This window comes from Bacillus sp. FSL R9-9530, from assembly GCF_038008145.1.
GTDB lineage: Bacteria > Bacillota > Bacilli > Bacillales > Bacillaceae_G > Bacillus_A > Bacillus_A mycoides.
The window spans coordinates 2,806,847-2,819,796 of the sequence record NZ_JBBOYO010000001.1 but is presented as its reverse complement, the minus strand read 5'-3'; the positions used below and the strand labels follow the sequence as shown (position 1 = coordinate 2,819,796).

The window sequence follows — 12,950 nt, the reverse complement described above, 5'->3', positions numbered from 1 at the left end:
AAATGGAACCAACATTATTAGAAAAGAAAATAGTAAAAAGCGTATCAGTTACAAAAGAATCTAAGTTTGTACCCATTCTATTCATTACGATAACAATTTTATTTTTATCTCTCTTTCTATTACTGCCGCTCGTGACAATTTTTATGAAAGCGTTCGAACGAGGAATTGATGTATATATTGCCGCTGTAACAGATCAAGAAGCATTTTTGGCAATCAGGTTAACACTTCTCGTTGCATTAATTGTTGTACCGCTGAATACGATATTCGGAATAGCAGCAGCTTGGCTTATTACGAAGTTTCAGTTTAAAGGAAAGCAAGTATTATTATCTCTTATTGAACTGCAGTTTGCTGTATCACCAGTTATCGCAGGATTAGTATTCGTTTTACTTTTCACACCTCGTGCTGCTTTTGGCGGATGGTTAATGGAACACGGGATAAAGCTCATCTTCTCTGTCCCTGGCATTATCATTGCGACGATCTTTGTTACGTTTCCATTCGTTGCGCGTGAATTAATCCCAGTTATGCAGGCGCAAGGGAAAAGTGAAGAAGAAGCGGCGCTATCACTTGGCGCAAGCGGCTGGAAAATGTTTTGGCACGTCACATTACCTAATATAAAATGGGGCCTTTTATACGGCATGATTTTATGTAATGCCCGGGCCATTGGTGAATTCGGCGCCGTTTCCGTTGTATCTGGTCACGTGCGCGGCATGACAAATACAATGCCACTTCACATTGAAATTTTGTACAATGAATATCAATTTTCAGCAGCGTTCGCTGTGGCGACTTTAATGTCACTCATCGCAGTTTTTACGCTCGTTATAAAAAACTGGATTGAATGGAGAATGGAAAAACGACAATAAGGAGTGAGTGCGGTGAGTATTCAAATTCAAAATGTATCAAAACAATATGGTACATTTCAAGCGCTGACAGACATTCATTTGGATATTCCAAAAGGAGAACTTGTTGCCTTATTAGGCCCATCAGGTTCTGGGAAGACGACGTTATTACGAATTATTGCAGGACTAGAAGAAGCGGATGGAGGCTCCATTTCATTTGATGGAGAAGATTTAACTGATATTCACGTAAAAAACAGGCAAGTCGGTTTCGTCTTCCAGCACTATGCACTTTTTAAACATATGAATGTATTTGAAAATGTCGCTTTCGGTTTAAAAGTAAGAAAGAAAAACTTACGACCTTCAGCTGAAGTAATAAAAGAAAAAGTAACAGGACTATTGAAACTGGTAAAAATGGATGGTTTCGCAAAACGTTATCCAGCGCAATTATCTGGCGGACAACGCCAACGTATCGCACTAGCCCGGGCACTTGCAGTCGAACCGAAAATTTTATTGTTAGATGAACCGTTCGGTGCACTTGATGCAAAAGTACGGAAAGAATTGCGAAGATGGCTCCGGAAACTACATGACGAATTTCAAATTACGAGCGTATTCGTAACGCATGACCAAGAAGAAGCGTTAGACGTTGCGGACCGCATCGTTGTAATGAATGAAGGACGTATTGAACAAATGGGAACACCGGAAGAAGTATATGAAAAACCAGCAAGTCCGTTCGTATACGACTTTTTAGGAAACGTGAATTTATTTCACGGCCGCGTTCATAAAGGTAAACTAAATGTAGGATCGGTGGAACTAGAAGCACCAGAGCATAAGCACGTTTCAAACGTAGACGGAGTGGGATACGTAAGACCACATCACTTATCAATCGATCGTACGAAACAAAGTATAGATGCCATCCCGGCGAAAGTAACATACTCTCATGCAGTTGGCCCTGTCGTATATGTAGAATTGAAGCGCGACGGAACAGATGAGTATCTAGAAGCAGAAATTAGTAAAGAACAGTTTAGAAAGCTTAACATTCAAACAGGTGAGTTTGTATATGTACATCCGAGAGAAGTGAAGGTGTTTATTCCGGAGGATTTTGTGATTTAATAATAAGGTGCAGTCCCTATATGAGTACGTATAGGGGCTGCATTTTTTTGTTTTTGGGATAAGGATTTTTAGGGGGAAATTGATGCTGCTGATTGGAGAATAGGTAATAAAGAAAAGAGACTGGAGCGATTGTAAAAGATACAAGTCCAGCACCAGGTGGTCTTGGTGGAGATTCGTCATTAAAGATTACAACAAAAAGCAACGAATAATGATTGGGGTTTCATTGCAGCAACGCAAGAAGTGCTGTTAGAACCAAATACAACGTATACATTAAGTGGTATGGTGAAAACGGATTTATCCAATGGTGCAGCTTTCTTCAATGTACAGTCACTAAATGAACATGGTGCCGGTATAGATGGTGGTTGGCACGATACTCGTCATAATAAAGTGCAAGGGACGCGTGACTGGGTCAATCGTCAAGTTACTTTTAAAACGACAGAACAAACAAGAAAAGTAAAAATCTATTTACAAGTAGAAAATGGTGGTTCTTCTACAAGTGGTTCCGTATGGTTTGATAAATTACAGCTTGAAAAAGGAGAAGTTTCTTCTAGTTTCAATCCTATTACAAATAGTAGTGTAGAGAATGTAACGGAACAAGGATGTATTCCTGGATGGATTCGAGGAGACGGGACAAGTTGTGATCCGAAAGATGTTTCTCATCAGGAAAGTTTTACAGGAGGTTCGTCTATTTTATTAGAGCGTAGCCAATACGGTGGTTCAAATGTAGGATATGGTCAGCATATAGACTTAAATCAGAAAAAGGCAGAAACATTAACGCTAACAGGAATGTCTAAATCTGAAAATGTAGAAAATGATGCTCCAGATAAATTATCTAGAGACTACTCTGTTTGGGCAGATGTACATTATCAAGATGGCAGCGGTGAAAATTATCAAGCAAAATTCCCAAGTGGGACAAATGATTGGAACCGTAGTGCGGTTGTCATTCCAGCTAAGAAACCAATTAAGCAGATTCAAGTATATCTGTTATTTAGAAACAATAATAAAGGAAAAGTATGGTTTGATGATATTCATTTACTAGAAGGAAATGCTCTTATCAAAAACGAGTACGATAACGATGGAAATGTTGTTGCCACGTATGATGAAGAAGGTTAGAAAAACACCTTCACATACGATGCATCAGGAAATAAAAAGAGCGAAACAGATGAAAAAGGAAATACAAAACTATATGATTACAACAAAGATAATCTATTAACGAAGGTTACATTAAAGAATGGTACCTCTGTTAATTATCTGTATAATCATAATGGAAATACAACAGAGAAATCTGTCATGTTTGGTGGGAAAACGCAAACACACAAATATGAATATGATGTAGATAATAAAAATACAGTGTATATTGATGCGTTAAACCGTCGTATTGAAAATACGTACGATGAGAATGCAAACAAGATTCAGACAAAAATGCCAAATGGCTCGATTTTAGAATCTGTCTATGATTCAGCAGATCGCGCGATTGGTGAAAAGCGAAATGGAAAAGATTCTTTCACATTCGAACGTGATGAGAATGGACAAGTTACAAAAGTCAAAGACCATGTTAATGGTGTAGAACGCACGAAAACATACGATAAGGCTGACCGCGCTACAAGTGCAACGGATAGCCGTGGTGGGAAAATTGACTGGGCATATCATGATAAAGCAAACAGTAAGACAGAAAAACTAAAGGAACAAACAGTAACGCAAGGAGGATACACAAATAAAGTATCGTATGATTACAACACATTAGATCAAAACATTCGCGTGACAGATGGCTCGCAAACATATCGATTTGATTATGACGATCAAGGAAATGTTCGTACGTATACAGCTGGAAATGGTTCAGGCTCTGCCTTCAACTATGACCATGCGAACAAAATTAAAGATTTAGTAGTAGGTACGTCAAACAGCATTCTTCTTTCTGAACGATATGAATATGACCAAGCGGGTAACCGTACGAAGATTAAGCATGAAGGTGCGGGCGAAAAAGTAACCGAAACAAACTTTGTATATGACCCGATTAACCAATTATTAAACGAGGTATTACCAAACGGAACAAGTAAATCGTACACATATGATGGATTTGGAAACCGTACGAGTGTGAAAGTTGTAGAGAATGGAAAAGAAACAAAATCTATAGCGGCAACATTCAATGAAGGAAATCAACTTGTAAAATTCGGAAACGAATCGTTAACGTATGATGCGAATGGAAATCGTACATCTGATGGTAAGTATAAGTATACATGGAATGAAGACGATCAAATTGTAGCAATTACGAAACAAGGTGAAAGTAATGCCTTCGCAACATATAAGTATGATGATGATAATCGTCGTATTGAAAAAAGTGTAAATGGAAAAGTGACACGTTACTTCTATGACGGGGATAGTATTAATCCATTATATGAGACAGATGGTAGTGGGAATGTATTGCGTCAATATGTATATTCAGTAGATGGTGCACGTTTGGCTATGAAATCGAATGGGCAAACGGTATACTATCACTATAACCCTCGTGGTGATGTAGTTGCGATGACAGATCAAAATAAAGAAGTTGTAGCAACGTATGAATATGACTCGTGGGGTAACGTATTAAAGAGCGACGCAAAAGGTATCGCAGCAGAGAATCCATTTGGATATGCGGGATACATGTATGATAAAGAAATTGGCATGTATTATTTGATTGCTCGTTACTATAATCCGGAGCATGGTGTGTTCTTATCGGTGGATCCAGATCCGGGTGATAGTGATGATCCTGTGACGCAGAATGGGTATACGTATGCGGATAACAATCCAGTAATGAATGTGGATCCAGATGGGCATAAAGCATGGAAAAGTAAAGGGAAACAGATTTGGTATGCAACAAAATCTGGGGGGAAGGCTGTTTGGAAATCTTATGTTGGAAATCCAGCTACATTTATCCCACATGTTACTTCATTTGGCGCTGGGTATCGTTTAGGGGCAAGAAACTATAAGCTTGCAAATACACCTTCATTCAATAAAAAACAGTTAAAACAGGGAATGCGAAAAGCTGGAACGAAATTAGGATTAAAAACTTTAGGGTTTATAGGCTTTATTCCTGACGGTTACACATTTTATCAAGGGTTCAAATCGGGATATAAAGAATATGATAAGAAACACAATAAAAAAAGTAATAAAAAAAGAAGGTGAAATATAAGTATGGGGTCGAATGTATGTATATTTTTAAGATGGTTTTGGGAATAGGAATTTCCATATATTTAATGTATACATTGCTGAGAGAAAGGCATTACCTTTCAGCTTTGATTGCTGGCATGTTATTTGTTAGCGGGATTTTGGCAATAACTACAAGTATTCTAAATGATATTTCATTTTTCTTTCAATTAATAGTAGCTATTAGTTTAGGTTTGGGATTTGTATTAGCATATACGTATGAGTTAGCAAAGGAAGATAGAGAATAATTGGTTCTGAATAAATCTTATAATTCCTTGTACGTTGAAAAAGAGAAGTCTGGAATGTGACTTCTCTTTTGTTTGTATATAGCATGAATCGTTTCAATGCCTTTCAAGGTACGTGAAGCATGACGAATACTTTGAAATCCCGTGGGTTTGTATATAATAAGGATAATGGGATTATTAAAGAAATAGATAATGAAGGTCGTGAAGCGACTATTGCGTATAAAGCAGCTAACACAGAAGTATCTGAAACGAATCAAGCAGCAGACAATCCATTTGGATATGCGGGATACATGTACGATAAAGAAATTGGGATGTATTACTTGATTGCGAGATACTATAATCCAGAGCATGGTGTGTTCTTATCGGTGGATCCTGATCCGGGTGATGAAGATGATCCGATTACGATGAATGGGTATACTTATGCGGATAATAATCCAGTGATGATGGTGGATCCGGACGGACATTGGGCATGGATGGCAGCTGGTGCTGCTTTTGGTGGTGTATCAAGTTATTATTCTGCTAAAAAAAGCGGAGCTAGAGGTTGGAAACTGGCTGGGGCAGTAGCTGGTGGAGCAGCACTTGGTGCTATCGGTGGTGTAGGCGGTGGTTCTTATAGAGCCCTTAATGTAGCAAGAAAAGCATATAACAAAATGCCAGGTCTACCTTTTAAAAAGGGACAGGCTGCTCATAAGGCATGGGGGAAAGCAATGAAGAATGTAGTTCCGGGCGGAAAATACGAAAAGCAAATTAGAGGGGATAGAAGTACAAAAGCAACTAAGAAAATGATTTTTAATAATAAGAAAAGACGCTAGAAAATCATATAAGGTATATAAAATGTTCAAGGAGGATTAATGGCTAACATATTATATTTGAAGCCATAGACTAATGAATGTTTAGTTTTTTATTAGGATTAATTAGTGGGATTTTAGAATCTAGTGGATTAGATTCAGGTTTAAACACTAGAAAAATTGATAGAAATATAAAATGTCTTCAAAATTATGAATGGTTTCAGCAAATATATAATGATACTAAATATAGGAAGTTGTTTTTTTACCAATTACAAAGTACGTTCATATTTACAAAGCACGATTAGAGTTAAACTAATAATAAGGAATGAGAAAAATAGACAGAAGTTTTATGCTGTACTGGACAACCAAATAAAGAGAGATAAAAAGTAGTTAATGGGTTAAAGATATACTGTTGGGTGTTCATTCGAAGAAGGAGAGTTGATAGGGACTCTTCTTTCTTTATATATGGAACAGTGTGATGTCATTGCGATGACAGATCAAAATAAAGAAGTTGTAGCAGCGTATGAATATGATGCATGGGGTGTTCTTATCGGTGAATCCGGGTGGTCATTTTGCGCAGTTTATTCCTATTACAATAATAGGTGGATATAGAGTATACAAAGGATATAAAACTTATAAAAGGTAAAGTTTCCTTTGAACAAATCAATATTACTTGGGAATCTTGCAGTAAAGGAGCGTGTGATAATTGGCAATGACGGATGAACAATTCGAGAATTATCTTGTTATGTGTTATGACAAATTAGAAAGTAAACAGCAAAAATTCATTTCGGATTATAATATCTATAACTTTGATGAGTATTGGTATGATCAAGATCAATGTATATTACAGTTTAAAAATAATGGTCAAGTGTTACTTGAATTTAGTGTTGTTTTTATAGGTTCTTGGTCTGGAAAGAGTAACAGTTGGATGTGGTCTTGGGCTAATGAGAATGTGGCTGATTATGCAAGAAGTAAGTCTAACTGTTTGAAAGATTTACAAAAGATTACAGGAAGTGAGGTTTTTATAAATTCACTTTTTGAATGCGATCAAGAAATGGCGCATGAGCTAGCAGCCTTTTCCATTGAATATTTAGATGCAGAAGGAATATATATAACACCAGGTGAAAGAAGTGATTTGTTTATGGCTGTTATGTTACCGAATGGATTGTAAGTAGAGCCTACTAAAAATTATAGATAAGGTAAGCTCTTCCTATTATCTGGTGGAAGTGAGAGCATTCCGACTGAATTAGAGTATTATCAATTCATTGGAGGTCTGTTAGTTATGAAAAAACTAGTATTTAATAAGCGGATGGATTTTTCATGTGTAGAAGGGGAAATTCTCTGCATTACAACGGGAAATAAACAAGATATTATAATTTTAGTATTGGATAAAAAGGTTACAGAAACTTATTATTATAAAATTATACACTCGTTGAAATCTGGCGTTTTGAAACAATATACTATAGAAAATAATCAATATTTTAACTTCATTCAACCTTTAGGAGAAAATTGGATTTTGGTTAAAAGTTTCGTTGAGAAAAAGGAAGATACAACGGCTACAATTTTTGATAAAAAAGGAAACATCGTTGCTTCATATTACTTAGGAAATGGAATAAAATATTTTCAAGTTGATGAAGAAGAACATTTATTGGTTGGATATAGTGAAGAAGGTATATTTACTTCTGTAGAGGAATTGTTTATTTCAGATGAAGAGTTTGATTCGATAGATTGGGAAAATATATATGATATTAATAAATTTGAAAAGAGCGGATTAGCTATTTTTTCTAAGAATGGCGATTTAATTACTAATGAATTTAATAATTCAATAAAGAGATCTGTCTGTGATTGTACAGCAATACATATACAGAAGACAGGTGATATTTTAATGTCTTACTATAACGAGCAAGGAACGTATTCATTCACACAAATTAATAAAGAACGGTGCGAACAAGTTATTCTGTATGAAACAACATTGAATCATACATCACTATATTTAAAAGTGCAAAATAATATTATCTTTGGTGTAGATAACAATCAAATACATGCATATTCACTTGTAAATAAAAAATTAGAAACGCTGTTAACAGTAGATAGCGATGGAAATCCTATTCAATTTGAGTATATTTTTTCAAGGGATCAAACAATATATGCTGTTAAAGGGAAACGAATATTTTGTTGGGAGCAATATGGGATTTTAGAAGAGGGAGAATAAATAGAGAAGTGGTTGATAGAGAGAGAGAGAAAAGCTGATGTAGATTTTTCTCTCTTTTGTACACATTAATTTTTGTTGGCTATAAAAACATAAGGATAAACGCTATACTATCATTATAATTCTAAAGCAAAAAAAGGTTAGACACCTTCATTACCAATAAGAGATTAGATGAACTTATAAATATAAATTTTCCACAATTATACTTTAGATTAGTTATTTATTAGCCAAGCTGTTATACGTATTATAGGGGGGGATAAATAATGGAATGTTTTCATATAGACGAGCAGGATGATAATTTCATCAAGATTGTTATAACTGACTTCTCAGGTGAAGGAGATAGCACGCTAAGTTGTTATATATATGAATTCCATGAATATATACTTAGTATTAAAAGTCAGCTTTCTTCATTTTTAAATACTTTTAAATTCAATGGAAATGAGTCTTGAAGGTTTTTCTGCCGCACCAATCTGGGAGTGGGATTAGGAGAATGAAAGGGTAGTATTTAAAATAATAATTGAGAGCGAGCGTCAAACTTATTAAAAGTATAGAAGTTTGACGCTTATTTTTATGTTTAGAATCAATGAGAGGATTTTCATCTATATGAAAGATATTGTATGTAAAGAGTTAATAAGTTTTAAGTCTATTGTTGAAGCCTATCAGTTTAAAAAAATGAGTTTGGATTATAAACAAAATGTAATGTTACTAGTACAAAATAATACGGATCAGTCTTGTATTATTTATTTGGATAAAAATAATGTGAATATAAGTAAATTCAATTTAAACGTAGATATCGATGTTGAATCTGTGCGATGTATGCAACGAATCGGAGAGAAATGGTTACTTATATTTAATTATGAAGAGGATAATGCGGTTATTTATAATTCGGACGGAAGTGAACATTGTAAGTTTTATGCCGGAGAAGGGATTCAAGATTGTCAGGTTGATGTGAATGAAGATATATGGGTTAGTTATTGTGATGAAGGGGTTTTCGGAGAGTGCCCAATTGGAGTAAATGGTATAGTTGCTTTTGACTCTACAGGTCACTTGATTTTTAATAATTATGATCAATATGTAGAAAGGTTTAATGTACCTCCTATAGATGATTGTTATGCAATGAACGTTATAGATGGAGACGTTTGGCTCTATTATTATTCAGAATTTCCTTTAGTTCAAATGAAAGATAAAAAAATTCATATGTCTTGGAATGAAATAAATGTAATTAAGGAAATACGATCGGAAAGTTTTGCGGTTGCTCAAGATAAAGTTGTATTCAGTACACAAGATAAAAAGTTGGTTGTTTATGATTTAAATAATAATCATGTGCATGATATGAATCTTCGTAATGAACTAGGAGAACCGATTCAATTTGTTGCGTATTATAGCCGCGGATCTGTTATGTATTTTCAGACGGATGATACGCTGTATTATGTTGAGTTCCTTAATACATAAGGGGATAATGGAACGGATACAAGATGAAGATGATGACCCATCATATGAGATTTGTCTATGTTGCGGTTTTCAATTTGGTTATGATGATTGTGATCAAGGCTATACATTTATTGAGTATAGAAAAGAATGGTTGGAAAAAGGTGCAATTTGGTTTGATAGTGAAAAAAACAGCTAGATGGTCATTAGAAAAACAACTAAAAAACATCGGTTAATTTCATGAAATAAAGGGTTAAATAGAGAATCAATTGAAATTACGCTTATATGTAAAAGAGTTTGAAGTAATTCAAGCTCTTTTTTATCATTGAAATAGCCTCTTATTATTAATCAAAATATTTCACTATCTGTGATGTTAAATCAAAATAAAGAAGTTGTCGCAACATATTCAATATCATTATCAATTTCGTCTAATATGTAAGATTCTAAAATGCTAAAATGCTAAAATGCCCATTACAGCCGTTCCTGAAAATTTTAAAACGATATGCTTATCAATGTTTTTATTGTGAAGATTGATGTGCTTAATATTTACGTTAAACGTGCATAACAAGATATAATAGAAGAAATCAATAAGGAGGCTGGTTGTGAAGAATCTTCGTTATCTCAATATATTCACTATTTTAATTGTATACACACTACTCATGTTTTACATCGGCTGGAACGGATGGGTTTGGCTTCATGCGGTGTTCGGCTGGGAATCTTGGGGATATTACGCTTTCGTAGTTGGCTTCATTTCATATGCGTATATTCTCGTACAAGTGTTTAAATTCCTTCCTTTCCTGCGAACGGTCGGTTCAATTTGGTTTGCGGTTATACAATACGCGCTTATGTTATTGCCGTTAGCCGATATTACAGTTTTCCTTCTACAGTTTTCAGTGGAGAAAGAGACGGCAATTATTTGGACAGGGGCAGTCACTTTACTCGTATTTTTCTTTATCTTCGCATACGGGGTATTTAATGCGTATAGCCCGGTTGTAAGAAAGTATGATGTACATATACCGAAAAAAGTAGAAGGGCGTAAAAGTTTACGCATTGCGATGGCTTCTGATATGCACTTCGGTAAACTGTCTGGAGTTGCTCATTTAAAGAGACTCGTTCGTCATGTAAATGAAATGAAACCCGATATTATTTTACTGCCGGGTGATATTATCGATGATCATCCAGGTGTGTTCATTCAGAAAAATATGGGACCAATCATGAAACAGATGAAAGCTCCATTAGGCGTATATGGTGTGTTAGGAAACCATGAATATTACGGCCGAGCTGTTCCTGAGTTTTTACAAGAGATGGATAAGATTGATATTCGTATTCTTTTAGATGAAGTCATTACAATTGAAGATGATTTTTATCTCGTTGGAAGAAGGGATAAAACAGAGCGAGATCGTCAAAGCTTTGAAAATCTAATGAGTACGGTAGATAAATCGCTTCCTGTTATCGCAATGGATCACCAACCATTTGAATTAAAACAAGCAGCGGACGCCGGCGTTGATTTATTATTATCCGGTCACACGCATCGCGGACAAATGGCGCCGAACCATATTGTGACGAGAAGAATGTACGAACTAGACTGGGGATACGCACAAAAAGGTGCATTCCACGCAATTGTTTCTTCTGGATTTGGATTCTGGGGACCACCGCTTAGACTGGGAAGTAGATCTGAGATTGTGCAGGTTGAAGTTACATTTGAATAGGATTGTGAAATAGAGAGCTGAGTGCTCTCTATTTTTTAATTTAAAGGTACAAAATATTCGAGTGAAGTTCTTTATTTACTCTCTGAAAAAAGAGATACTATAAGAAGACTCTGCTTGAAAAGGGGGATTTTAAGTGATCATATTAGATGTCATATACGGTGAGTTTAAAGTAGATAAAGTGTTAGAAGAATTAATTTTAAGTAAACCTGTGCAAAGGCTGAAAGGGGTTCATCAAGCCGGAGCAAGTTACTTAATGAATGAGAAATGGAATGTAACGCGCTTTGATCATTCAGTTGGTGCTATGTTGTTAATTAAAAAACTTGGTGGTTCAGTAGAAGAACAGATTGCTGCTTTACTGCATGATGTATCGCATACTGTTTTTTCCCATGTGATCGATTACGTTTTTGATAACGAAAATGAAAGTTATCATGAAGAAATATTTAGTTCTGTCGTGAAAAACTCGGAAATCCCGGCGATTCTTTCAAAACATGGTTATAACTATGAAGATATTTTGTTAGATGATTCGAAGTGGACATTACTTGAAAAATCTGCGCCAGAATTATGTGCAGACCGAGTGGATTACACATTACGGGACATGTTTACATATGGATATATTTCTTTAGAAGAAGTTCATAGTTTTTTAGAGGATTTAATCGAAGTAGATGGGAAAATGGTTCTTCAAAATATTGAAATTGCAGAATGGTTTACGAAGACGTATTACAAAGAAGTAATTGATTTCTTTATGAAACCAATGAATATTTATGGAAACGATATGTTAGCTAAAACGTTAAAATTAGCTCTTCATAAAAAGATAATCCATCCAGATGATTTTCTTCTTGAAGATCATGAGCTTATTACGAAATTGCGGCTATGTAAAGATCAAGAAGTAGATGCTTTATTAAGAAAAGTTCATCCAAGTATAGAAGTAAAAGAAGATAGAAATGAGTATGATCTACATCAGAAAAATAAAGTGCGTCTTATTGATCCTCCATTACTTCGTGAAGGTGAAGTTGTTCGATCGTCTGTTGTATCGGAAAAAATAAGACAGATGAGCGATATCGCTTATGAAAAGGCGATAAGAGGGATGTATGTGAAAGTGATTTCTAATTAGTTTATTTGTAATAGGAAAAGGTGTCATCAATTATGATGACACCTTTTCGCTTTAAAGGGTTGTTCGTATGGAAATGTGTTACATTTTTACGAGACTATAATATTTTACCAGAGAAATACCTTTTATAGTAAAAAAAATTTTTTATAAAGTTTTCCATCAAAAATAATTTGTGAAAAAAGTACTAATTTTTAATGTGACAAAAATAATATATTTTTCAATAATCGCTTTAGAATCTTTCGTTCTTTATATATGGATTGTTATATTTTTTAAGGTGATTTAAAGGTTTTTGTCGTTTTTTGTTGTAATTTTCATATTATGATAAACATAATGT

Annotated in this window: 10 protein-coding genes and 3 pseudogenes; 12 read left to right on the top strand and 1 reads right to left on the bottom strand. The window is 34.9% G+C overall.

Translation table 11 applies throughout. From position 1 onward, the window contains the following. Window positions 1-2: 2 nt before the first annotated feature. The 4 genes and pseudogenes from cysW to MKX66_RS14155 all read left to right on the top strand — a co-directional run bounded on the left by cysW (window position 3) and on the right by MKX66_RS14155 (window position 5,377). On the top strand, window positions 3-860 hold the full coding sequence (gene cysW, locus MKX66_RS14170; protein WP_341086441.1) for a sulfate ABC transporter permease subunit CysW: 858 nt from the start codon (window positions 3-5) through the stop codon (window positions 858-860). Window positions 861-872: 12 nt separating this feature from the next. Further along, window positions 873-1,946 (top strand): sulfate/molybdate ABC transporter ATP-binding protein, encoded by a 1,074-nt coding sequence (locus MKX66_RS14165; protein WP_341086439.1) that lies wholly within the window; start codon window positions 873-875, stop codon window positions 1,944-1,946. 119 nt (window positions 1,947-2,065) lie between these two features. After that, window positions 2,066-5,108 (top strand): annotated as a pseudogene (locus MKX66_RS14160) (RHS repeat domain-containing protein); the annotation flags it as partial. A 23-nt stretch (window positions 5,109-5,131) separates the two neighbouring features. Continuing rightward, the gene (locus MKX66_RS14155; RefSeq protein ID WP_098167239.1) at window positions 5,132-5,377 is read left to right on the top strand and encodes a hypothetical protein; all 246 of its coding nucleotides are present in this window, start codon (window positions 5,132-5,134) and stop codon (window positions 5,375-5,377) included. A 17-nt stretch (window positions 5,378-5,394) separates the two neighbouring features. Here MKX66_RS14155 and MKX66_RS14150 read toward each other — a convergent pair. Beyond that, window positions 5,395-5,526, bottom strand: a pseudogene (locus tag MKX66_RS14150) (IS6 family transposase); the annotation flags it as partial. 102 nt (window positions 5,527-5,628) lie between these two features. Between MKX66_RS14150 and MKX66_RS14145 the strand changes: the two are divergent. The 8 genes and pseudogenes from MKX66_RS14145 to MKX66_RS14110 all read left to right on the top strand — a co-directional run. Further along, window positions 5,629-6,186, top strand: a pseudogene (locus MKX66_RS14145) (RHS repeat-associated core domain-containing protein); the annotation flags it as partial. Window positions 6,187-6,627: 441 nt separating this feature from the next. Continuing rightward, window positions 6,628-6,774 (top strand): hypothetical protein, encoded by a 147-nt coding sequence (locus MKX66_RS14140; protein ID WP_207192694.1) that lies wholly within the window; start codon window positions 6,628-6,630, stop codon window positions 6,772-6,774. Between the two features lie 94 nt (window positions 6,775-6,868). Further along, complete coding sequence (locus MKX66_RS14135; RefSeq protein ID WP_326996816.1) at window positions 6,869-7,333, top strand: DUF6882 domain-containing protein; 465 nt, start codon at window positions 6,869-6,871, stop codon at window positions 7,331-7,333. Window positions 7,334-7,444: 111 nt separating this feature from the next. Continuing rightward, window positions 7,445-8,374, top strand: a complete 930-nt coding sequence (locus tag MKX66_RS14130) for a hypothetical protein (protein ID WP_326996817.1) — start codon at window positions 7,445-7,447, stop codon at window positions 8,372-8,374. Between the two features lie 600 nt (window positions 8,375-8,974). Continuing rightward, window positions 8,975-9,823: a hypothetical protein gene (locus MKX66_RS14125; protein WP_215590894.1), complete on the top strand. Its 849-nt coding sequence runs from the start codon at window positions 8,975-8,977 to the stop codon at window positions 9,821-9,823. Window positions 9,824-9,830: 7 nt separating this feature from the next. Further along, window positions 9,831-9,998, top strand: coding sequence for a hypothetical protein (locus MKX66_RS14120; protein ID WP_252188907.1), 168 nt, complete (start codon window positions 9,831-9,833; stop codon window positions 9,996-9,998). Between the two features lie 403 nt (window positions 9,999-10,401). Next, window positions 10,402-11,508 carry a metallophosphoesterase gene (locus MKX66_RS14115; RefSeq protein WP_341086433.1) on the top strand — a complete coding sequence of 369 codons (1,107 nt, stop codon included), beginning with the start codon at window positions 10,402-10,404 and terminating at the stop codon, window positions 11,506-11,508. A 133-nt stretch (window positions 11,509-11,641) separates the two neighbouring features. After that, on the top strand, window positions 11,642-12,619 hold the full coding sequence (locus MKX66_RS14110) for an HD domain-containing protein (protein WP_326996818.1): 978 nt from the start codon (window positions 11,642-11,644) through the stop codon (window positions 12,617-12,619). Window positions 12,620-12,950 lie beyond the last annotated feature (331 nt).